Origin of the sequence: Flavobacterium palustre (assembly GCF_014639535.1) — a bacterium.
Lineage (GTDB): Bacteria > Bacteroidota > Bacteroidia > Flavobacteriales > Flavobacteriaceae > Flavobacterium > Flavobacterium palustre.
Genome location: NZ_BMGA01000006.1, coordinates 206,797 through 233,224 on the forward strand (window position 1 = coordinate 206,797; position 26,428 = coordinate 233,224).

At 34.1% G+C, this 26,428-nt stretch carries 11 protein-coding genes; all 11 read right to left on the minus strand.

Going from position 1 to position 26,428, the window contains the following annotated elements; translation table 11 throughout:
• Positions 1 to 9: 9 nt before the first annotated feature.
• Complete coding sequence (locus tag IEV84_RS12430) at positions 10 to 1,452, minus strand: glycoside hydrolase family protein (RefSeq protein WP_188494590.1); 1,443 nt, start codon at positions 1,450 to 1,452, stop codon at positions 10 to 12.
• The gene (locus IEV84_RS12435; RefSeq protein ID WP_229732678.1) at positions 1,449 to 3,392 is read right to left on the minus strand and encodes an alpha/beta fold hydrolase; all 1,944 of its coding nucleotides are present in this window, start codon (positions 3,390 to 3,392) and stop codon (positions 1,449 to 1,451) included. The genes IEV84_RS12430 and IEV84_RS12435 overlap by 4 nt, the downstream gene beginning before the upstream one ends.
• Complete coding sequence (locus IEV84_RS12440) at positions 3,389 to 6,178, minus strand: endo-acting ulvan lysase-like protein (RefSeq protein ID WP_188494591.1); 2,790 nt, start codon at positions 6,176 to 6,178, stop codon at positions 3,389 to 3,391. The genes IEV84_RS12435 and IEV84_RS12440 overlap by 4 nt, the downstream gene beginning before the upstream one ends.
• 445 nt (positions 6,179 to 6,623) lie before the next feature.
• Positions 6,624 to 10,901, minus strand: coding sequence for a DUF4979 domain-containing protein (locus tag IEV84_RS12445; protein WP_188494592.1), 4,278 nt, complete (start codon positions 10,899 to 10,901; stop codon positions 6,624 to 6,626).
• A gap of 476 nt (positions 10,902 to 11,377) precedes the next feature.
• The gene (locus IEV84_RS12450; protein WP_188494593.1) at positions 11,378 to 12,775 is read right to left on the minus strand and encodes a glycosyl hydrolase family 28 protein; all 1,398 of its coding nucleotides are present in this window, start codon (positions 12,773 to 12,775) and stop codon (positions 11,378 to 11,380) included.
• Between the two features lie 129 nt (positions 12,776 to 12,904).
• Positions 12,905 to 14,185, minus strand: coding sequence for an alginate lyase family protein (locus tag IEV84_RS12455; RefSeq protein ID WP_188494594.1), 1,281 nt, complete (start codon positions 14,183 to 14,185; stop codon positions 12,905 to 12,907).
• A 70-nt stretch (positions 14,186 to 14,255) separates the two neighbouring features.
• Complete coding sequence (locus IEV84_RS12460; protein ID WP_188494595.1) at positions 14,256 to 15,425, minus strand: DUF4979 domain-containing protein; 1,170 nt, start codon at positions 15,423 to 15,425, stop codon at positions 14,256 to 14,258.
• A 25-nt stretch (positions 15,426 to 15,450) separates the two neighbouring features.
• Positions 15,451 to 17,229, minus strand: a complete 1,779-nt coding sequence (locus IEV84_RS12465) for a RagB/SusD family nutrient uptake outer membrane protein (protein WP_188494596.1) — start codon at positions 17,227 to 17,229, stop codon at positions 15,451 to 15,453.
• 19 nt (positions 17,230 to 17,248) lie between these two features.
• Positions 17,249 to 20,452: a SusC/RagA family TonB-linked outer membrane protein gene (locus IEV84_RS12470; protein WP_188494597.1), complete on the minus strand. Its 3,204-nt coding sequence runs from the start codon at positions 20,450 to 20,452 to the stop codon at positions 17,249 to 17,251.
• A 457-nt stretch (positions 20,453 to 20,909) separates the two neighbouring features.
• Complete coding sequence (locus tag IEV84_RS12475; protein WP_188494598.1) at positions 20,910 to 25,115, minus strand: two-component regulator propeller domain-containing protein; 4,206 nt, start codon at positions 25,113 to 25,115, stop codon at positions 20,910 to 20,912.
• Positions 25,116 to 25,668: 553 nt separating this feature from the next.
• On the minus strand, positions 25,669 to 26,409 hold the full coding sequence (locus IEV84_RS12480; RefSeq protein ID WP_188494599.1) for a 3-keto-disaccharide hydrolase: 741 nt from the start codon (positions 26,407 to 26,409) through the stop codon (positions 25,669 to 25,671).
• Positions 26,410 to 26,428: the final 19 nt, after the last annotated feature.

A 26,428-nucleotide genomic window follows, 5' to 3' on the forward strand; every position in this document is an offset into this window, starting at 1 on the left:
ATATTTATTTTAATTCGTTTTAAAAGTGATTCCTTCCACATGTTCCCCTACAAAAAAGTTAGCCATATCAGAAGTTTTATACCACTTTGGTTTTCCTTGCATATCATCAGAAATTAAAACACCGTTTATTTTTAGATTTTCAAAACTGATATTTTTAATTTTTCTGTTTTCGTTATAACCGGCAATTATAGAAGTATTTGCATTCTTTCCCTTGTATTCAATATTGCGAAACACTACATTTTCTATTCCTAAACCGGGTGCTGTACAATACTTGGCGTTATAAAACACTCTTATATTCAGTAATTGTCCTTCTCTGAAATCTTCTACTCTGATATTCTCAAAAAGCACGTTTTTAGCCAGATTATTATCCCCAACATTGATACTCATGCAACCCTGATAATCAAGTTGCTTTTCTTTTTGATCCAAAATATCAATATTTTGATAGTTTAGATTTTCCAGCACATCCGGTTTTTCACTATTGCCATGTGTCCCGATTAAAATGGGATGTCCCACATCGGCCCAAAGGGTAGCATTTTTCATGGTTATATTTGTAGCCCCTCCTTTAAATTCTTTTCGTGTACCGTAAACAGTAGTGCAATCGTCTGAAGAACGGATGAACACTCCGTCAAACAAGACATTGCTAGCTGCCATTATATTCATTCCATCTCCCCATCCAAAAAAACTTATAGTTTTTACATTTTGAATAGTTACCTGATCCGATTCACCTGTGAAGCATTGGGAAGCGAAAACATCCTGAATCGTTACATTTTTCGAAAATGCTACTTTAATACCCAATCTAACTTCCTGATCAACTATTCCTCTTCCACAAATCTTAACATTTTCGACATTGTCAATTACTATTTGCCCTTTTAATACTGCTCCTCCAGCCAAGTAAACTGTTTTATTAGAAGGTACTATCAATTTTTGATTAGGAATCTCGTGAATTCCGGGACCGAAATAAATTACATTTTTACCTTTAGGATTAGGTAGATTTTTTTCAATTGGATTAGCAAACAAATGCAGATTATGAAAAATATCATCATTGATTTCTACCGATAGATTCGCAGGATTTGTTAAAGTAAAATACAAGATATTTTTCTCGATTTGAGTCTTAATTCCTTTCGATAGCGGACGAACTCTTGCTGAATTGATGTTTCCTTTATTTGAAGTCACAGCTACTTCAACCGTTCCTGAAAAATCAAAAGATGCCATCGAAGCATTTTGCACCGAATGACCTGTACCAATGACCTGATCTACTTTTACATTGTATTCAAATAACTCTTTCCAATCGCCTCCCGGTTTTCGAACCTTTACAGAAAAGTCATTATTATGCATTGTTTTTATAATGTCAACAGAAGGATTATAAACTACTACGCTGTCTTTGCTAACTGCAAAAACATTAAAAACCAAAAGACAAAATACTATTGAGATATATCCTTTCTTAAATATCATTTTCTACTATTTTTTAAAAATTCAAATACTAATCGATTAAAATCAATTGGGTTTTCCAGATTACTCACATGACCTGCATTAGGTACAATTACTTGTTTGGCAGCAGGCACACATTCTAACAACTTATTGCGATTATTTTTATCTGCTTCACCCGTTAAAACCATCACCGGCACTGTTATTTTTTGTCCCTTTAACAAAGGAATCACATCATTACCTAATACTAATCGAGGCTCAGCATGCAATGGTTGCCACTGATCCCATTTGTAGATCATATCCCAAACAGACCTTCTTATTGTTTCTAAATCAGTACCGCCTTTACGCATCAAAGCATTTAACCATTCCCATTTTTGATTCATGGTTCCTGCTTTTTTGATTTTTTCGATTTCTGCCCTTCGAATAGCTAATTGTTCTTTCGTCCAGGGTTGAGAAGGACCGGGAACCGGAAAAATATCACCACTAGCCATTGTAGCTGACAAAAGTCGGTCTTGATGCATAGCCAAAAAATCTGTTGCTATAAATCCTCCCATAGAAAGTCCCACTAAATGGGCTTTTCTAATTTTCAGTTCATCCATTATTTTCAAAAGGTCTTCGGCATGTAAAAAAGATTCTCCTTCTTTTGGCATATCCGAATAACCATACCCCCTACAATCGTATCGAATGACTCTGTACTTTTTGGCAAATTCAAAAAACTGAGGATCCCACTCACTATGGTCAAATGAATGACCGTGAATAAATATCAATGGTTCCCCTTTTCCTAATTCTTCATAATACAATTTCGCATTTCCCACATCAACAAAAGCTGTTTTTACCTCTTTGGGTAAGGCAGCATTTTTATACGCATCCCGAACTATAATGGGTAAAACGGGACTATTATAAAAGGAGGAGAAACCTTCTTTATTGGCTTTTGCCACATTTACGTGAGTCAGGAAAAAACCATAGGTATTTGTAGTTTTATCTATCCAAGGGTAAGCTCCCGCCCAACTGGGACTACTAATTAAAACTACATTGCCTTTAGCATCCAACTCTTCTCTCCATTCTCCTAAGCCATAAATCCCATTATGCTTTTCAGCCCGTACTCTTTCCACATATTCGTGATTGGCAACTTTTGCATCTCTTATTTGATTAGACTGCATCTCTGCAACAGATGCCGCACTTAAAATTGATTTACCTTTATAAATCCCATCATGACTGATCATCTCTAAAAAGTGAGCATAATCGTGTAGCGTACTTTTTGCTCCTCCTCCCAGCATTGGGCTATGACCTCCACTATCATCCACAGGAACAAAATGAGTATTCTTCATTTCTAATGGAACTGCAATATTCTCCTGAAAAATAACTTCAAAATCTTTACCAGTAGCCAATTCAGCCATTCTGCCCGCTAGCTGCATCGCCAATCCTCCATAATGAAAAGCACTTCCCGGCTCAGTATCAGCGGGTAAATTAACAATGTGTTTTACCGACTCTTCTAATGTTTGGTAATTATCAGTGACCGAATCTTTGGGTTGATAATCCGGAAAACCGGAAGTATGTGAAAAAAGCTGTCTCAAAGTAGCTTCTCCTTTAACATCTTTAAATTCAGGCAACCATTTGTTCACCTTATCATCCCAGGAAAGATTGGTCTTTTCGACCACCGAAGCTATTGTTGCTGCAGCCAGCCATTTTCCGGCAGAGGCAATGAATACCTGAGTACCCTTATTATAATTCCCAAAGATTTTTTCATAAATAACCTTGTCATTTTGAGAAACTAAAATCGATGCCCCTGCATAATAGCTGCTGTCTACCCAGGTTTGAATTTTATGTTCTATTGCTGAGAAATTATAATCTCTATGCTTTATTTGCTGATGGGTTTGTCCGAATAAATTACTGCAAGCTGTTAGCAAAATAATAAAAATTGCAACATCATAAACTTTAACAAAAATTTGATCCAACGCTTTCATCATTTCATATCAATTATGACCCTTTGATACAACAATGCAGGCAGTTTAAAACTAAGCGTTTTTTCTTTTTTGTTATAAATCCCGTTATACTTTGTTCCGGCTGCATCCGTTAAAATTCCGTTGTTGATTTTTCCGTCTACTGAAACTGTCAAAACCGATGTAGTATCAGCACTGAAATACATTGTTCCATTTTCGCTTTTTAATACTGCTGAAGCAGTTTCATTCTCCAAATCAAGCGTATAATTCCCATTGGAAATGTTTTTTCCATTGCCTAAAAAGAGTGTAAAACCATCTGCTTTTTTACTGATTATTCCATAAGTTCCAGTAACTGAAAATGAATTATAATTCATTTTTTCATTACTAGTTGTATTCGAAAAAATAAAATCTTCTTTTCCTGATTTATTATTCACATGAACTCCAACAAACTCATTTTTCCCAAAGTAATCCACCGACTGGATATTCGTTTGATTATTCAAAGCCGGTTCGTAAACCGCTACAAATGGACGGTTCCAGGCTTCACCGTTTTGTCTCACTACCAATGTCGGTATCGGATTGTTATTGATGTCATCAGGTAATAATCCATGTGGCAAGGCAGTGGATTTTGGCGATAACACTGAGAATACTTCCCGGTCTTGCTGCCCTTTAACCCAAAGGTTCATGTTTACTGTTTTGTCTTTTAATACCAAATTAAATTTGCCTTTAAAATCCTGAGACGTTTCCATTGATTTTTTGTCCCACATATAATCGTAGGCCATCAAATCGCCATCCCCAAAAGCCAATTTAGTTGTTGGTTTAAGCTCTAATGGAGTTCCATTTGTTGCTGTTAATTCTAAATTTTGCCCCAGATTATGAAAGAAATATTCATTCTTTATGTTATTGCCCTCTTTCTGAGTGGAACGAAAAATATCAATATAATACCCCTCTTCAATAGTATCCTTAATAATTCCCATGACCCTGCGTTGGTTACTGTACGTTTCAGGCTCTAAAAAAGACACATCCGAAAAAGTGATTCCGGAAAAAACACCTTCTTTAACCCCACTTTTAGGATAAGCCGCATTCAAACTGAAAGCATGGTTGCTTTTCATTTCCGGATACTTGGATTTCCCATTTACAATTACGGTATTATGAGCAGGAAACTGAGTGTAATATTCAGCATATTCAATCGAAAAATAGCTGGATCCATGCCCCATTTCCGGAGCTAAAGGCAAGCCTTTTCCATACAATTCCATCGCAATTCCGTTAGAGTGCATGTGATTTCCCAATGAACCTATTTGACTAATCATTAAAGCTGAATCGCCTTCTCCCTGACGTTGCACCAGCCAACTTGCATGTGATACATGAAACAAAGGTGTGTTAAAATCAGTGAGTTGAGCAGCTTTTATATTAGTATCAAATTGTAGTGGTTTTTCAGCAAAAAGATCCTGAATAGTTTTACCAATAAACTTTCCTTCTCTTGCTTCATCGCTATAAATGGTTTGATACATTTTGGTAAAATACTCCTCATCGTCTTTTTTACCATATTTTTTAGCATTCTCAATCAGGTATAGCATAGGTTCTTTGCGCAGCTTGTTATAATGACCGTCACCAAAAGAAACCATATATTTATTGGGATACAGGTATTGCGCACTTGACTTAACTGCTTGTTTTAAAATTGGCATTTCTTTTAACAAATCAATATCAAAATTGCGGTCGTAAAACTCGGCAAACGATATGAAATCGCTTAATACATTCATAGAATAGCCCGGGCTTTCGTTCCAAACTCCTGTTTTTTTATCATAACCATAATCCATCAATTTATTCATAGACCACTGACGGGTTGAGGTTTGATTCATAATCTGATCTAGGTAATATTGAGCTCCCTTTCCGTTTTTATACGCAGAATTATTTTCTAAAATCAAAGCAATATGTGAAATATGTGCTGCTTCAAGGAGATTCCAATTATTAAAACTCACCCCATTTTTAATTTGTAAGTCGGCCCATTTTTGCAAGGTGGCGTCATAAATTGTTAAACTTTCCGGATTTTTATCACGAATGAAATCATGTAAGAAGTCATAACATTGCGTTATTTCATTTAAAATATGATCCTGAATGACTTCAAACTGAATGTAACTAACCAAAGTTTGATGGTGTCCATGACTTAAATCAATAGGTTCATTCAAATAGTAAACCCCTTTTAAATATGTATCCAGAACATCGTATGCTAAATATGCGTACTGCTCCTCCCCAGTATACCAATACAGAAATGCAGCATCTCTGGCAATACTTAAAATTTGTCTATTAATAGCATTAGTAATACCACTTGTAGCAGCTATTGGTCCCCATTCCCACTCATCTGTAGATTTATTTTGAAGATATAAACCTCTCGGATCATCCATGTAGGGCTTAATATCTTCTAATTTTGGGGTTTTATAGCTGGATGGTGTTCCTCGTCCACCAATAAACTTTACAGTAGGAACCGGAGCTTCTCCATCAGCATGGTCGTATTTCCCTCCATTGATGTAAACCTGTGTTGATTTGGTTTTCCAATACATCTGCAATCGGGAAACCAGCCAGGTTTTATCTGTTTTATAATGGTCAATATAGGGTGCTACATTATTTTGAGTTTTTGTAATAATAGCTGCAGCCCAATCTTCTTTTTGTACCAGTTCTTTTAGCTGATTCAAAGACATATCTTTCCCAAAAACACGAGGATGCTGTGTTCCTATATTTTGAGGAATGGGTAAGTTTTGAGATTCAGCATTGCTTACAGAAAACAATAGAAAAAGAAGTACCAAAATTTTATTTTGCATGTTAATCATTATTTTATTTCAGAAAATTACAGAAAATTTGATTAGCAGTTGCCGAAAACCACCCCGGCAACTACACTACAGTAATCAAACTAACACAAACTAACCAAAATTTGTATTTTACACCACGTTTTATATACCTTAAGGAATACGCAAAAATGGATTTATTGTTATTTTTTTTAAAACTTATTAAGGCGTTTAGAAAGACTAAAAAATCAGTTTCTAAACTTTTTCAATATTAGTAAGAATAGGGCTTTTTAAAGATAACTTATCATTCATTTACTATAAATTATAAACCAAAAACAATCGAAAACCATCTAGATCATTGACTTTTTTATATATAACACTTAAAATCAATAGTATTTTTAAAGGATTAAGATTTTAATTTATTTTATAAATGAGAAAGCCGACTACAAGAGCCGGCTTTAATTCAATTCGTATTAATTAATTATTGTTTGATAATACTTTTAACGGTAATTCTATTACCATTACAAACATATAACAAATAGTTTCCTGAAGGCAATCCTTCTAAAGAAATAGCTTGTAGCGTATTTGTCAATGCCTGAAAACGTAACTTAACACCTAAAATATTATATACTTCAAGTGTTGCGCCACTGTAAACTTCATTCACTTTTACATTCAATATAGAAGTCACAGGATTAGGATAAACAACAACATCTTCTGTTGTATCTCCATCAGTAATTAAACTTTTACTCACTTCTTTATTAGCAACTGCACATGAACCCAACTTATCTCCGTGGTCTAAATGGGATTGAACTGAATTTGAACTCACACAAATTACCTGATTATTATGGCAAACCATAACTTTATCATTGGAATTACCACACTGTACATTTAATGTTTTAACCTCAATATAAGCTGTAGTTTGACAACCTTTAGCATCAGTTACAATTACAGTATAAGTCCCTGCCGCTGATACTGAAATACTTTGTGATGTTTGGTTTGTACTCCACTGATATGTGTACGGTACAGTACCTCCTGCAGGAGTTGCTGTAATATTAAGAGAAGTTGCCCCATAACCAACATAAATAGTATTCTTCTCATCTACTGCTGAATTAAGTGCATATACATTTGGAATGATAGCTGTTAATTGGATCGGATTCGTGTCATCACAATCATTAGTATTTGCTACACCACAGGCTACTGGGCTACCCGCTCCTAATCCATCCCCGTCATTATCAGCATACAGTATTTTAGTATCATCACAATCACTGTTATTAGTAGCATATCCTTCAGGAGCAACTGACGAACACAACATTACTGTTTCAGTAGATCCAAATCCATCTTTATCAGTATCAACATAATATTGAATTGGCTCATGAACTGTGGCATCGTTATCATTGCAATCGGTGTCATTTGCAGCATAACCTTCAGGAGCATCATTCACAGTAAGCAAAGCAGTTGTAGCCGTTCCAAATCCATCTTTATCTGCATCTACATAAAACAGCTTATTCACAGTTAGCGGTTGTGTAACTGAAGTTGCAGCATTGTAGATTTCATCTCCTGACTGTGAAGCTGTAATTGTAGTTGTTCCCGCACCAACAATGTGAACTTTACCATCAACAATTGTAGCAACTTCCGGATTAGAACTTGTATAACTTACTGTCAATCCTGAACTCGCAATAGCTCCGGCTGTAAAATCAGCATCCTCTATTGTTTTTTCAGATAGTTTACTGAACGTAATACTCTGATCATTTTTAAGCACCACAAGATTTCGTTTCACCACATCGGCTGCATAATAGTTAGCATCCCCAACTTGAGCAGCTGAAATTTCAGAAGTTCCTGCTCCAACAATATGTATTTTTCCATTTACAATAGTTGCAACATTTTCATTGGAACTTGACAAACTTACTGCTAATCCTGAACTGGATGTAGCCGAACCAAAATCTGCCATTCCCATTTTCATAACGTCTATAGTTGCGAAAGTTATTGTCTGATAAGCCGGGGCAACTAAAGTCTGCAACTCGGCAACAGTTTTAACCGTTTTAACCCAATCCACCTGATAATTAGCCTCGCCTGATGTAATATCAGCTATTTTAAATTGAAAAGTTGTTAAACTCGTTGGAACAGTTAAAACACCTGCTGTACCAAAACCAGTTTTAGAAAGATCAAAATAATAAATGTCATTACCCACTTTACCAGTCCATTTATTACTGCCATTTCCAAAAGATCCCAGATTAGAATCTAGAGTGATATTGGCAACTATTGGTTTTTTCAACTTAATGGCTACAATAGGATAATTTGCAGGATACAATGTCGCTCCTGCTGTTCTTTTAACATCCCCACGATAAGAACCGTTAGTTTGTTTAGCAAGACCTACCCGTAAATGACCATTATCCGCTGTAGCAGTAGCTCCACTGGTAGTTGTACTCCAACCGTCTGCAGTTGTCGAAAAATTATCATTTATTAAACCAGTTGCCGGATCAAAGGCTGTAAGCTCTGCTACTGTTTTAACCGTTTTAACCCAATCTACCGTATAACTTGTTTCACCAGAAGCAATATCGGCTACTTTGAACTGAAAAGTTGAAAGTGTTGTGGCTGCAGTAGTTGACAACATAGTAGGCGTTGCACCAAAACCTGTTTTAGTAAGATCATAATAATAAATCTCCTCTCCTACTTTTCCTGTCCATTTGTTAGCAGCATTACCATAGCTTCCTAAGTTAGTATCAAAAGTAAAATTGCAACTAACAGGCTTCTTGATTTTAATTGCCAGAATTGGATAATTGCCAGGATGAACCGTAGTAATGTTATTCTGCATGTCTCCTCTTCCTTTCCCATTCGATTGAATTACCGTTGTTATTTTTAATTGCCCGTCTTCTGCTGTAGCAACCGATCCGGTAGTTACAGCTTTCCATGTCTGAGTTGAAGTTGTAAAATTATCATCAATTAATCCCTGATTTACAAATGGATAGTCATTAGCCGGATTCAAATAAAATAATAAAGATCCATAACCCGGGTTATCCGCACCAACAGGAGCACCTTCAGCACCCATTCTCCCTAATACAGCCATTGTTTGAGGCATTGTCAAACCTTTACGATACACATAATGATTATAAGCAATTTCAAACACAGGTCTTAACTGCCCACGCCCATTTGGAGAAATTGCGGTTGGTGTATAATCCTGATAATTTTTTTCACAATAATCATAACTGGTTTGATAAGGAACATCCATACCCAAATTGTATTGAGAAGTATATTCATAACCTCTCATAATAGCATTATTATTAGCAGAATATAAATCTACCCCTTGTTTCAAGGCCATTTCTGCCAATTCAGCAAGAGAACCTAAAGCCAGCATCGTATGAGGTTGATCCCGGTTACTTTCCTGTAATTGACCTGCATCGGTAAGTACATAATTTTTAATGCTTCCATTACCTTCTCCGTAATAATAGTAGTTTATAGTTTTGTTGAACATGGCTGTATCTTCGGTAAAAATGGCTATTCCCATTAAGGCTTTCATACAAATAATATCCCAGTTACCATGAGCACAAGGTTTGAAATTTCCAATTATTGGATAAAAAACCGACTTCAGCATATTTTGGCACTGCAACACTTTGGCTGCCGCCCATGATGGATAAACAGAACGCATAATCTCAGCTGCATTAACCAACATAAATCCGTACAAGCCATTTAGCTCCGCATCAGCACCAACTATCGATGTAGTAGTAGCAGAATAAGCATCTAATATCTGAATGGCTTTTAAAGCGTGTGCCTCATTACCATTAATTTTATACATTAACGCATTGTAATAAGCCGCCAGAAAATCACTCTCTACATTATTTTTAACAGTCCCACCCGCTACTCCGTCAATGGTAAGGGAAGCATCTCTTGTAAGAGCACTATAAGGGCCTTTCATAGTATAAGTTGCAGAAGCTTTACCCGAAGCCACCAAAGCTTGATAACTCTGGTATGGACGACCCGCCTGCTGAGCTACTAAGTCTTTAATCCTGTTAAGGTCGGCTGCATTATGAAGCAAACCAGGATGTACAAAAGTACCACTGAATTCAAATTGAGGATTAGTCGTTCCGGAAGGATTTAAAAAAGCACGTAAGGCATCTACAGAAGCAAAACTCTTCACCCAATCCACCTGATAATTGGTTTTATTTGCAGCAATTTCTTCATCAGTTAAGACAATATCCGCTACTTTAAGTTGGAATGAAGATAGTGTAGTTTCCTGAGTAGTCGAAAGCGTAGTGCTACCCAATTTTCCGGTTGAAAGATCCCAATAAAAAACATTACCGCTTTCAGTAACAATTTTAGTTCCGTTGTTATTGGTACCATTATAAGAGCCCAAACTAGTGTCAAAAAAATAATTACAACGCGGCGGTTTATTAATCTTAATGGCAATTATAGGGTAATTCCCGGCATGAAAAGTTATGCCTCCGTTTTTTTTAAAATCAGCACGGTATTTTCCACTTGAAGGTGCCGGAAAGTTCACATTATATTTTCCATTTAAAATTTGACCTGTTGATCCTGCGGTTGCAGCAACCCAGTTAAAAGTAGCTCCGGTAGAAAAATCATCATTTATCTGTCCGGTTTGAGCTTCAGCTTTTATAAAAGAAAAAAGTAATAGTATAATGGCCAAGATGGCAGTGTTGAACAAATTATATAATTTTTCAGATACTGTTCCAAATGTAGCGACTAACCCAAAAGATTGGGGTAAAGTAAAGTTTTTGTCAATATTTATCAGTTTAAAATTTTCCATTGGTTGGTTTTAGATATAAATTCATATTTTTTTTGGTGGTTTTAGTTTTCTATTCAACTCATTATTATCAAGTTGTATTTATTTTCATCATCTCATTTTGAAATTAAATCAATATGAATGACATACCAATTAAGTTTAATTTTTATTTACCATAGGCATTTTGATTTTTGATTATAGCATTGTATTATCTTCATTTATTTACAATCAAAAATACCTAGATGAATTCTTCTTGAATACTAATTATCAACCATTATATATAAACTATCATCCATTATTCAATTTATTTTACAAAAAACACAGATAAATTTTACAACACACCAACACAACATAAACCACTGAATTAAAACACTTTACACCAGAACAAAGACACCCCATAATTCTAGCAATTCTAAATAACAAAGCCAAGAATGCGCTTAAGAAAACGCAGCCTTGGCATATAAAAATTAGTAATGGTTTAGGATATTGGTACTTCTACCTTATTTAAACTTTAGCTCCTGAACAAAATCTTTTACTACATAATTATTTGTTTTATCCTCCTGAATCAACTCACCATTAATTTTAAAATTATTAATTTCAACATCCTGTATTAGTCTATCTTTTGAAAAACCTTCCAGTAAAGACGGATTTACGGGACGTCCATTATAACTAATGTTTGACAACACTAAATTTTGGATCCCCTTACCAGGAGCATTACTATATTTTTCATTAAAATAAACTCTGAAATTAAATAATTGCCCTTCCTGAATATCATCAATTCGGATGTTCTCATAACGTATATTTTTCACCAGATTATTATCGCTGGCACTAATGGCTAAACATCCCTGATAATTTCGGTCGTCTTCGTCATGTTCCAGAATATCGATATCTGAGAACGTTATATTTTCAATTAGATTCCCCTTACCTTCAGCATCTCCGTGAAGTCCTATATTAGTAGGGTGTGCTATATCTGCCCATAATACTGAATTATGAATAAGATAATTTTTAGCATCGCCATAAAAATCCCAACGATGTCCATAAATAGCGATACAATCATCTGAATTTCGCATAAAAACATCATCAATTTCCACATTAGAACAGGACATCAAATCAATGCCATCGCTCCAGCCTTTACTGCTAAACGATTTGATATTTCGAATGGTTAAATCGTTACTTTGCCCTCCATAAACGGTGTAATGGGAAGGATTAATAAACGTGAGTCCATCAATAATTACATTTTTCGAATTCCGAATTTCCACCCCTCTTTCGGGCTGCATAATAATACCTCTTCCTCTAATAGTGACATCTTTTGCATCAGATATAAAAAACTTTGCTTTTACAATGGCTCCGCCGTCAATATAAACTGTTTTTCCGGAAGGTATGTGATAAACATTCCCAGGCTGATCATTGGGTTGGTGAACTCCCGGACCAAAATAAATCACGTTGGGATCTTTTGGATTCGGCTTATTTTTTTCAAGGGCATTGGCAAAAAGATGTAAATTATGCAGTCTGTCGCCATCAATTTCTATTGATAATTTGGATGGTTTGTCTAACGAAAAAGTTATCGTATTTCCCTTTACTATCGACTGAATCCCCAAAATTGCAGGACGAATATTTACCTTATTAACTAAGCCATTATTCTTCTTAATCATGACTTCCACTTTACCGGAAAAATCAAAATACGCCATCGAGGCAATTGACTTAGTATCTAAATCCACTTCTACATTGTATTCAAATAAATCTTTCCATTCTCCTTTTGGAGTTCGTACAAGCACGGTAAAATCGTCATTATGTGCCGAATATTTATATCCTCCCGGTACTTCATAAGTAATTAATTCCTGAGCTGATAATTGAAAAATTATCAGCAACCCAAGGATTGTAAAAAAAATTTTACTCATATTCTTTATCAAAGTTTGACTCTGTTTTTTTTTTTATTATAATTTTCGAAATTAAAATTAAAAACAAACCCATCGGTGTAATTTTAAAAATAATTACAGCAATGGGTAGTTAAAATTATTGGGACAAATCTACTCTACGCTATATAATAAAGTTCCAAATCCTAAATCATCATATCCTCCACTATTTGGGTTCAAATCACCACTACCTCCTTCCGGGTAACCTACATCTTTGGCCATTTTTATATAACGGGCCTTTATTCCTTTATCTTTTGTATAATGATTGTATATTCTTTCCCATACTGGTCTAATTTGTCCTCGTCCTGCGTCATCAGCAGCTGTAGTATGTGTCACATTAGCACAGTTAGTATAAGTTTTAAAAGGTACATTTAATCTGGCAACATTGTATTTAGCCACATATTCAGCCCCTTTTAAGATCATATTGTCATTATAACCATAAATATCTAAACCTTGATTTTCTCCCATTTGAGCAATAGACCCCAATAATCCAATGACCATTAAAGTATGCCCTTGATCACGACCTGATTCCTGAACCTGTCCTAAATCAATATCATCATTGGCTGTTTTAGGATGTATGTAATTAATAGCTTTTAATAATTGCCCATTTCCTGCTCCTTTCATCAGGTAATTAATTGCAAAGGTGTACATAGGAACATCATCATTCAATACTGCTATAGACATAACAGAAGCTAAATTACACAAATCCCAATTTGCCCAATAATGAGTAATACAAGCATTATTATGTCTGTCTAAAAAATCTTTGTTTACCGGATAAAAAACATCTACCATCCATTTTTTAAATTTTGCTAAATCAGTGGCATTCCAACCTGAATAATCACGCATAATTTCGGCAGCATTTGCAAATTGATAACCATAAATTCCTGCTCCCAATGCCTTATTAGAATCACCACTAATAGACGTACAGGTAGCAGCCCAAGCATTCAAAATTTGAATCGATTTATTGGCATAAGCTACATCTCCGGTAATTTTCCAACGAATTGCTGTTAAATAGGCTGCATGAGCATCTTCCATAGCAGCTCCGTAATTATCTGGTAATGGTTCTTCTAATGAACCTCCTCCTCTAATCAATTTTACAACAGGCCCTTTCATCACGTAAGTAGCTGAAGCATGGTTATTAGAAATCATTTTATTATATCCCGAAATCCAAGGATCGATCTGATTATCAACCTTTGTTTTCATTCGGTCAAAATCAGCTTGGGAATGTAATAAACCAGGGTGCGCAAAAACCATATTAGTTGGAACTGTAATTTCTTCTATTACTGTCCCTCCTTCTACTTTTTTCTCAGGTAAGCCATAATCATAACTGCATGCAATAAATGTTAACGAACTTATTGCCGCTATTGCTATTTTAGTTTTTATATTTTTTTTCATTTTAGTTTTTTTTTATCTTTTGAAACTAAACCAGAAATATTATATCTATTTCTGGTCTAGTAATTACTATTTATAAACCAAGGAATGCCTGAAGTTCTGCTTTATTTTTAAAGGTACGAATCCAATCTACTTCATAACCAGTCTCAGAACCTACTATATCCGCTATTTTAAACTGTCTTGTAGTTAACTCCGTTTCAGTTAAATAATCCGCAGATAAATCATAATAAATTACATTTTTAGAAATATAATCGGTTTTATATTTATTATTACCCGCATTAATTCCTCCGGCAACAGCAGGATCTAATACTATATTACCGGTTCCAGGTTTATAACTTCCGGTTCCTGTAAAAGTAATTTTCATTGCCAGAATAGGATAGTTAGGTGACTGAACCCATTTTGTTTTTGCTGTTCCACCAGGATAAGGGAAAACACCATTAATACTATAATATAAATCGGCACGACGTTTACTTGCTGAAGTTCCTAATTGTGCTGGATCAAAAGTTACTTTCAATTTTCCATCTTCAATTTTATAAGTAGCGTTTTGAGCCGGCATCCATTGAACATCTGTAGCATCATCAAATTCAAATATATATTTACCTTTTGGAGGTGCAATAACTGTAAATTCAGGACCGGTAATAATTTGATTTTCTAACCAAACACGTACTTTTCCGGTTACCGCCCCTTTTGGGATTAATACAGCTATTTGTGTATCAGAAACTGATACAACCTTTGCAGAAATAGCATCTTTTGTTAAACCATTTGAAAATTTAACTGAAACCTTTGACAAATCTGTACCAAAGCCCTGTCCAGAAATTTGAATTTGATCACCTACATTTCCAGTAGTTGGTGAAACACTGCTAATAGTAGCTCCTGCTACATATTCAAAATCTGATGTTTCAAATGTATTAGTCCACACTTTTACTTTTATTGGTCCAGTACCTGCATTTTGAGGTACTCTCACAGTAACCGAAGTATCAGTATAACTTATAATTTCATCGGCAAGAACACCATTAAAATAAATTTTTGCAGCTTGTTGATAATTCCCAAAATTAGTTCCTGTTAAAGTAACTATGTTACCTGATGTTCCCGTTGAAGGAGAAACAGTAGTTACTGTTACTGCCGGATACGTAACCAAAGGGTCTCCGCTAAAATCCTTTTCCTGATCACTACAGGAAGCCATTAGTACCATACTAAATAGTACTATTGCAGCTTTTATTTTATTTTTTATAATATGATTCATAATCTTATAATTTTAAAAGTACTAATTAATAACCTGGATTTTGCAACAACTTGGTATTTAACTGCATTTGTGTTGTTGCTATTGGGAACAAATAATTTTTACGTTGAAAATTTCTATTAGCCACCGGATCTAGTAATAAAGCTCTTAAATTTCCTTTTCCTGTAGTAACGGATAATTCGCCATAAGGATAAGACGCTGGTTTGTAGATTGCAGTGTTACCCTCGTAATCAGTTCCTTGAACAACTGAACCTAGAATAGGCTCGTTTAATACTTGCTCAGCTATACCCCATCTTTTTAAATCATCATAACGACTATTTTCTCCAAACAACTCAATAGCTCTCTCTCTTCTAATTTCGTCTAACATATTCAAATTATTAGCCAATACAAAAGCATTTGTCAAAGCTGGAAGTCCCGCTCTTTGTCTAATCAAATTTACTGATTCATTTAATTGAGCATCAGTAATTGTTCCGTTCAATTCATATAAAGCCTCAGCATACATTAAATACACTTCAGCTAAACGAATTTGAGGATAATCAGCTGACTCAGTATTAGCAGCTCTATAGGTTCCATATTTATAAGCTCTAAATTTTCTGTTTGTATAACCGGAACCACTATCTCCCCCTGGACCAAATAATTTCACAGCTCCAGAAGCAGGAGCTGCATCAGTCGTTGGATCATTAAAATAAGCATTTAATCTATAATCGCGGTTTTTATACTCATCACCCACTTTTACATATCCTTGAAATAAAGGCGATTTATTAACCGGCAAACCGTCTGTACAAAGAAACAGATCCATGAATTTTCTAGATGGAGCCAATCTTGTACCTACAGTATGACTTAAGTTGATACCTCCTTGTAATAATCCGAAATCGTATTTATTATAAAGAATAAACTCTTTGTTAGTTGATTTATCCAATCCGGCTGGATTTGAACCTGCATCTTCAAGATTAAACAAATAGTACATACTATTGTTATTCAATTGAGAATTATAATTCCATAACTGATAGCCTCCATTACTCATCACATCTTTAGCTAATGTAATTACTTCTTCCAAATAAGCAGTAGTATTTGAGGCAGCACCTTCACTTCCGGCACCTGTAGTTACACCATCACCATCAGTTGTAGTACCCACATATTTTTCCCAAGTAGCTTCATACAGTAATACTCTGGCTTTAAAAGCTTCTGCAGCCCATTTACTAAGGTGTCCTTTATCGGCTGATGAAATATTTTGTTCCAAAGGTAAATCAGGAATAGCTTCTGATAAATCTTTTAAAATTTGATTCATTACTTCATAGCGACTGTTTCTTTTACCATACAACACTTCATCATTAATATCTACCACTGTTGTTACTATTGGTACTCCTCCGTATCTTTTCAATAAGAAAAAATGATGCCAGGCTCTAAAAAACTTTGCTGCCGCTACATATTGAGCAATATCCGCTTGATTACCTTGATATTGCGCTGCTGCTTTCAACAAAATATTATTATCTCTGATATATTTATAAGGATTTCTCCAATAGATATCAGATATAGGAGCAACGGCATTCCCTCTTCCTTCATCCTGACTTAAAGAAGTTAAATCAGTACCAAAATCCATGAAGTTATATATATTACTACCATCAACAGCACGCCAGCTTACCATTTTATTATAAAAATTATTAGATGCTGCTTTAAAATCTGATGGTGTTTTAAAATAAGAAGCTTCCGTCTGTGTATCCAGAGGATCTAAATCCAAAAAATCACTCTGACAACTAGAAAATAATAATACTGAAGACAGTACTAATGTTGTTACTATATTTTTCATATTAGTCTTTTTTTAATAATTAAAAGGAAACGTTTAATCCTAAAGAAAAAGTTCTTGTAAATGGATAGATATTATTTGAACTATCTCCAAACTCTGGATCGTACCCGTCTTTAACTTTTGAAAATTCAAACAAATCATTACCAGAAAAATAAACTCTGAATTTATCCAAAGCAAAATTTCCAATTTTAAAATCACCCAAGGTATATCCAATGATCAACGATTTTAATCTTATATAACGATTATCCTGTAATGCAAAATCATTATTTTGCCAGTTCCACGCAGCTCTTGTTGTATTAGCAGTCATTCTTGGATAGACAGCGTCTGTATTTTCAGGAGTCCAGGTTTTTCCAATGTAAGCAGTTGTCTGACTACCATATAAGGTATTAAAAGGATAAGATAAGAAACCTGTTCTTAGTACATTTTGTTCCAAAACTCCTTGGAAGAAAGTTGAAATATCAAAATTACGATAGTTGGCACTTAAGTTGATTCCATACACATAATGTGCAGCTGTATCTCCCATAAATTTAACATCTTTGACATCTATTTTTCCATCATTATTTAAGTCTGCTCTTTTAATATCTCCAGGGCGCAAAGCATTTACTCCTGTAGGAAGTGTAGCATTGTCGTAGGTTGTATAATAATCATCTACTTCAGCCTGTGTTTGGAAAAGTCCGTCTGTTTGATATAAGAAAATAGCATTCAAAGGATGTCCTATAACTTGAGGTTTCGCTGCACTACCGTCCATAACTCCGGGATTGATTGCTTCAGCATTTTCTTTTTTAAGTAAAATGTTTCTAGTATCTCCTATATTAGCCGAAATACTGTACTTTAATTTACCTATTTCTCCTCTGTAGCCTAAAATCACTTCCCAACCTTTTGTTTCCAGTTCACCTGCATTTGTCTTTGGAGCCGTTCCTCCTAATACATCCGGATAAACAATATCAGTCAACATACCTATATTCTTTTTAGTAAAGAAATCATAGGTTCCAAATAACTTTCTGTTAAAGAAGCTAAAATCAGCACCATAGGTTTTCATTACTACACGTTCCCAAGAATTCTGATTTGAAGTAATCCCATTTACCCAACTTGCTGTTTGTTGCGCAGCTGTTGTACCAAAAACAGCGCTACCATTACTAATATTAGAAATATAATCATAAAGTCTAATTCCTGATTGGGCTCCCATTTCACCATAAGTATATCTTAATTTTAAATTACTTAAGGCTTCAAAATTTTTCAAAAAACTTTCTTCGGATACAACCCATCCAGCTTGTACGCCACCGAAATTATTCCATTTATTACCCGGACCAAATTGAGAAGACCCATCTCGTCTGCCACTGACTTCCAATAAGTATTTATTTTTATAGGAATAGTTAAAGCGTGCCAAATAAGAATACAATCCTTTATGTCCTCTACCACCGGTAGCTTCTACTTTATTTTCAATAGACCCCATATTAATATCATAAACTCCATTATCTACAAAGCCTAATCTATAACCATACAATCTGGTATCTTCTGTTTTCTCAGCTGTTAAACCTGCAAGAGCCGAAAAATTATGATCACCTATTTCTTTCTCGTAATTCAAGAAACCACCGTAATTTTGATAAGTTATGTCCTTTTTTTCCTGTCTTATGGAAGAAACCGAGTTTACTGATTCCGGTGCTAATTCACCATACCAGCTATATTGAGGAACAGTTATGATATAATTAAGATTATTGAAAAAATCTTTATTGTAAGCTACCTTTGTTTGAAAAGTTAAACCCTCATACAATTTAAAAGTAGCCCCTAAATTCATCATAATTTGATCTCTGGTCGTATTATCTCTACCTCCGTCAACTGTAGCCGCTACGTGATTACGATTACCTGCTATATTAAAGTTAGCATACCATTGTCCATAAGGATTTCTGGATGGGAAAAATGGAGGATCTTGTGATACCGAACCGTCTAAACCTGAAGAAGGAGAAGAAAGATCATACTTTAAATAAGACATATTGGTTTCTAATTTCAACCAATCGTTCACCTTATAATCATAATTCAAACGTACATTATATTGTTGTTTTCCATCGTAAGCGGTTTGAAGCGCACCAAGGTCTTCAGAATATCCATAAGAAACACGATAATTTGTTTTATCAGTACCTCCTGAAATACTTCCGGTGTGAAATGTTGAAACAGAGTTACCAAACATCTCATCATATCTTGGAGAATTTGAAATGTAAACATCTCCCCAAAATTGTGTTGAATATATTCCTGCATAACCTGTCTTCATCAACTCTAAGTTCTCTTTAGATTGCCATCCCCAGTAATTAGCATTTACTCCATCTTGTTCAGCTGCTTCAAGCCATACTGTTGCGTACTGTTGCATAGTAGGAGTTTGCGGTCTAATCCCTAAAGTATTTACCCTTGTAGTTGTAGCAAGATCAATTTTCATTTTTCCGGATTTTCCTTTCTTAGTTGTCACCATAATTACCCCGTTAGAAGCACGGGAACCATACAAGGCAGCAGAAGCGTCCTTAAGTACAGTTACCGATTCAATATCGTCCGGATTCATGTTATAGAAAGCTTCACTGTTAATTGTTGGATTTCCATCAATAACAATAAGTGGAGAACCTCCATTGATAGAAGTAGCTCCTCTAATTTGTAAATTAAGCCCTTCCCTTCCCGGTCTGGATGAGTTACGCGTAACTACCAATCCTGGAGTTTGTCCCTGCAAAGCTAAAGCTGGATTTGTAACTGCCCTATCTTGAAATGATTTAGCCGTAACAGTTTCAATAGACCCTGTTGAAGTCATTTTCTTTTGAGTTCCATAAGCTACCACAACCACTTCTTCTAAAGCTCCAATATCAGATCCCATAGTCACGTTAATCGCTTGTTGTGAACCCACTTTAATCTCTTGAGTCTTAAAACCCACCGCTGTAAAAACAAGTACCGCATTAGATGAGACTACATTTATTCTATAATTTCCGTCAATATCAGTACTTACCCCTGCTGTTCCCCCTTTTACATTTACATTCACTCCGGGAATTCCTAAACCATCCTCTGCAGAAACTACCTTACCTGTTATTGTAATTTGTTGCTGAGGAGTATTTAAAGCATATTTTTCACCAAGATTAAGATCCTTATTATTTGCTCCATAGGTTTGGGAAGAAACACAAACCAGAAAAGACAAAACCAAAGACGGTTTGAGCCTATTCCACAATTCGGTTTTATTCAAAACATTTATTTTCATAATGAATTGTTTTTTTTCGTTATTAATTGATTCAGTTATTAGTTTTTTATCATTTTTCACATTCATCAATGTGATTTAAAATTAGTTTTTGAAATTTAGTTGGTTTTACATTTAATTATTTTTTACAGGTTAATAATTTTAATACTCATAATTTTTAATCGTTAATTTTACCATAATGATTATAATAGCATTACAATATTATAGATTAAAAAAAAAGCAGTGTATAACCTATGATTCAAACAGTATAACTTATCGACCATTTTTAATTTCCCTTTTATTTTCAAGGCTTTCAGCCTCTTTAGGATAAGTAATATATTTAGAAAATTATTTTACTATTATTTTTTATTTCAGCGATTAGCTACAAATACTGTCTTAAATAAATATCAAAAAAGGTTCAATTTTAATTAAAAACTGAACCTTATTAGCAATTTATTACGTTAAAAACTCTAAACTCTTTCTATTCTTCTTTTGTATTTTTTCCTATCCCATCAGAAATATTTTGATCCTGAATATACTGTGTAGGGGTTACTTTAAAAACTTCTTTAAAGGTTTTCGTAAAATAAGCTGTGGAATTAAAACCACAATTAAGAGCCACTTCTTTAATAGAAAATTGATTGGTCAATAACATTTCTGAAGCATATTTTAATCGAATAGTTCTAATAAAATTGCTTGGATTTTGTCCTGTCAAAGAATTAATCTTTCTGTAAAACTGTGAGCGTCCCATTCCCAGATTTCCAATTAAATCATCCAATGTAAAATCGATATTACTCACATTATCTACCACTACTTTTGTTGCTTTATCCAAAAAATGTTCGTCTAATGAGTTAATCGTAATTTCAGATGAAGCTACCATTCCTCCAATTGCAGCAAAGCGCTCTCGGGATCTTTTTCTGGCTTCCAGTAAATTGTCTATTCGGGTTTTAAGTACCGCCATGTTAAATGGCTTAGAAAGATAAGCATCGGCACCGGTTTGATAACCTTTTATCATATCTTCATCCAGATTTCGGGCAGTTAATAACAAAATAGGAATGTGACTGATTTCAAAATCGTTTTTAAGCTGATGACACAATTCAAAACCATCCATCTTTGGCATCATCACATCACTAATTACCATATTAGGCTGGTACTTTTTAATTTTCTCTAAACCTTCTACTCCGTTAGTGGCTTCTTTTACCTGATAATATTCTTTTAATTCATTTTTAAGATGATTGCGAAGTACTTTATTATCTTCTACTATAAGCAATAAAGGTTTATTATCTTTTTCATTTTGATTTAGTACAGTATCCGGTTTGTTGTTCTCGTCTGATATTGCAATTTCATATTCAGCCGATTGGATCGCATTCATTTCTTTTCCTTGTGTACTCCAATTATCGGACTGCTTTTGTTTCACAACTGCTTTTAATTCAGCTGGGAGCGTAATACAAAAAGTTGTCCCTTTTTTATACTGACTTTCTACAGTAATATTTCCTTTATGCAATTCAACCAGACTCTTAGTGTAATTTAAACCAATTCCTGTACCTGTTTTAGATGCATCAGCATGAAAAAAGCGCTGAAATACTTCTTTTAATTGTTTCTTTTTAAAACCAATTCCGGTATCGGTTACCTTAATTTGAATTCCTTTTACCTGAGTCTTCGGACTAAAAAACAACTTTTTATATTTCCTTTCCGATAATTGCACCTCAGATAATGAAAGGCTAATTATCCCATCATTGTCGGTGAATTTTATGGCATTCGACAATAAATTAGCCAGCATTTTTTCAATTTTATCAGGATCAAACTGACCATAATATTCTTTTACAGTAGATTTAAAAACAAAACGAATGTTCTTCTTTTTGGCTAAATCTTCAAAAAGAAAAAAAGTATCCCTGGCAAAGCCTACTATATCCATATTTGAAAGTTCCAAACGGGATTTTCCCATATCCATTTTTCTTAAATCCAAAAGCTGATCGACTAAATACAATAATCGCTTACTGCTCTTCTGTATAATCAAAGCTGATTTTTTCACCTCTTCACCATCATTAAAATGCGATAAAATTTTCTCAACAGGATTTAAGATTAATGTGAGTGGAGTTCTGAATTCGTGAGAAACATTAATAAAAAATCGTAGTTTCATTTGGTCTAATTCATGCTCTTTTTCTTCGTTAATTTTATTGGTATAATATTCCAGTCCATACCATATCGAAGCAACTAAAAATGCAAAATACAACAGATAAGCCCACCATGTTCGCCAAAATGGCGGTAGTACACGTACTAGAACACTGGTTTTTCCGGCATTTTTCCATTGACCGTCTATAGAAGCCATAACTTCGAAAGTGTAAAGCCCCGGAGCCAGATTAGCGTAATTAGCAACTCTGTTATTATCGACATTTACATAATCATTATCCAGACCGCTCATTTTATAAGCATACTTTACCCTTTCCGGATTTTGATAATTTAAAGCTACAAAACTAAAAGAGATATATCCTTCGTTATACTTTAACTCAATTTCCTTGAGGCGTGACACTGAATCTTCAAAAAGTATACGGTCGTTTAATGTATCGCCTGCATTTACCCGCTTATTAAAAATCTTAAGTTCAGTTATTATAGGCTTCACTCTGTCTGAATTCAATGAAATATCATTTGGATAAAAAACATTGAATCCGTTAATCCCTCCAACTATAATTCGTCCGTCAAAAGTTTTAGCTATCGATTTACTCTGAAACTCTAATCCCTGTAATCCATCATGGACATTGAAATTTTTAATATTTTGGTTTTTAGTGTTTAATAATGACAAACCACTCTTAGTACTTATCCAAATATTTTTATTATTGTCTTCCTGTAAGCCTACTACTAAGTTATTAGGCAATCCATTCTTAGAAGAATAAGAATGCTTCAATTGCAAATTGGTATCCAACTGATACAATCCCATATCGGTACCTACCCAAATATTCCCTTTATAATCCTCGGTAATTTGATTGATCCGGTTACCCTGAATATTTTTAATTTTTACTTCTTCGAAATTAATTTTTAAAGGAATCCTCTTCTTCAAATCACCTAATTTCACATAACAAAGCCCCAATGAAGTCCCGACCCATAATCGGTTTTTAGAATCTACAAAAAGAGAAAAAACAAAATTACTGATTAAACTTTTGGAATTATTAATACTATTTTTAAACTGATAAAACCGCTCATTTTCAACATCAAACAAATTCAGTCCTGCTGTTGAAGTCCCCAACCACAATCGTTTTTGGTTATCTTTGGCAGCACACCAAACTGTATTTTGTCCTATTGAAAAAGGATTATTTGGATTGTTTTCATATCGTTTTACATTACCGGAATTTGTATCAAATCGATTAAGACCTCCATCCCAGGTACACACCCATAAATCATTGTTGTCGCCTTCTAACAGATATAGAATTTTATTGGAACTTAAAGAATTAGGATTCCCGGGAATTGCCTTAAAATGTTTGAACGAACCATCTCTTGAATTAAACAAATCCAATCCTCCTCCGTCAGTACCAATCCATATTCGCTGTTTATTATCTTCTATAACCGATTGGGCAATTTTAGTACTTATACTTTTATCACTATTAGGTTTATAAAAATAATGTCCAAAAGAAGACTTTGACAAAGCCAGTTTATTAATTCCTTTATTATAACTGGCAATCCAATAAATACCATTCTTATCTTCTAATACCTTTGAAGGCTGGTTATTGGGTAACGAAAAAGGATCATCCTGATTTTGCATAAGATGCTGAACCAAACCTTTATTTTTATCCAATAAATAAAGTCCGCTACCATCAGTCGCTGCCCATACCGTTCCTTTTTTATCCTGATACAAATGAAAAACAGGAATACTTTGATTAACAGGAGCAATCTTTTTGATCGCTTTTTTATTGGGATTAAATATAAAAAGATGCGACAAGTCGTTTCCTATCCAAAAATGCCCCTCCTTATCCAACAGAATCTGTTTTGGTAAATGATTCAAATATTGATTTGCTTCAAAAGCAATTTTAATTCTATCAAAATTATTGGTTTTAGGATTATATCGATGTAAATTATTTCCCCCTGTTCCTACCCAAATAGTTCCTTTTTTATCCTGAATAAGATTAGTTACATTATTATTATCTATGGATTTTATGTCTTTAGGATTACTTATATAACGAGTATATTGTAAAGTACTGAAATCAGGAGCATCGACAGAAGCCAAATCCAGTTGCAACAAACCATTCTTGGTTCCAACCCAAAGCAAATTTTTCTTTTTATCAAATAAGAGACTATTTATTTCTTCTCTTAGATTTAATCCCTCTGTTTTTTTCTTATAAAGATGGATTCTGTAAAACTTCTGTGATTTTTTATCAAAAACATTTAACCCATTACTGGTTCCTACCCATAAATATCCCTTGCCATCCTGAGTAATCGCATTAATCCTGTTGTTACTAATGGAATGGATATCATTAATAATGGGCCTGTAAATTTCAAATTCGTAGCCATCGTATTTATTTAATCCATCAATTGTACCAAACCATAAAAAACCATCACTATCCTGAAAAATCTCCACACTGGTACTACTGGAAAGTCCTTTGTTTGTATCAAAGTTTTCAAATTTTAAATTGGAATATTGTGCATGACTTAATTGGCTGATAAACAATAACAGCATCCAAAAAATGATTGTTTTTTTCATTAATCCGGAATATTTAGATTGGTTTAGAGGGTAATTTTCGAAGACCTCAAATTTATAAATTAAAATCAAACAGGGAATATTTTTCTATATTATAATTAAAATATGTTAAGATTGCAATAAAAACACAAAACCTAAGACCAAATAGTGATATTTTCATTTGATTCTGGTTTAACAATTACAATTTTCTAACAAAAAACCCGATACTTTTAAACTGTATCGGGTTTGTTTCTAATGGTACATAATTACCAAATAATATTTTTGGTTTGAATCATCGCTTATTTCTTTAATAATTTTTGAATCAATTTAAGGTGAAAATTTACTATGTAAATACTTTGTGAGTTTAAAAAGAAAATCGATTTTTCTGACTCCTCTAATATTGACTTCTAAAAGCTTTTATTTCATCATTAAAAGATTTTTCATGCTTTTAATATTGTTTTTTGTGTTCATGAATTACATTTCAGCCGAAGCATTTGTACTTTGATTATCAAAATAATTCAGGATTGATTGATAATTCAGGGGTATGGCATTGAGTAGGATATTGAAGTTTTTTTTGCTATTTTAAAACTTTAATTTTTATATCTTTAAAAAACACCTCATTTCCATGATCCTGCAATAAAATATTACCCTTTGCTGCATTTCCAAAATTTGGCCAGTCTTTGTATTTACTATAAGCTACCAGAGCATTCCACATTTGATTATTTCGGGTATATTCCACAATTTTAACCCCATTTAACCAATGCTCAACTTTATCATTTTTTACTACAATTGTTGCTGTATTAAAATCGTCTTTATTAAACTTAAAATCTTTATCTCTCTTTGAAGTAATTAAATCATATAATGATCCAAGGGTACGATTGCCTCTCACACCATTTTTTGCATCAGGATGATTTTCATCGTCTAATATTTGAAACTCACAACCAATTGCCGATCCCGCTCCTTTATTCAAATCAGAGTCTACAAAGTATTTTATTCCACTATTAGCTCCTTTTGTTATTTTAAAATCAACTTTCAAAATGAAATTTTTATACTTCTTAACTGTAACAATATCACCTCCATTAGAGGATTCACCTCCATCTGTTGCATGCACTTTTAAACTCCCATTTACTATACTCCACCCTTTTGCCGGAAACGCATCCATTCGTGCTCCTCTCCATCCATTAGTAGTTTTTCCATCCCACAATAATTTCCAACCTTCACTCACTTCTTTTGGGGTTAAAGTATTCGAATTGTCTTTTTGTGCCTGTAAAAGAAAAGTACTAAGTAAAATTATACTTGATAATAATATTTTTTTCATGATTTGATTTCTGTTATTA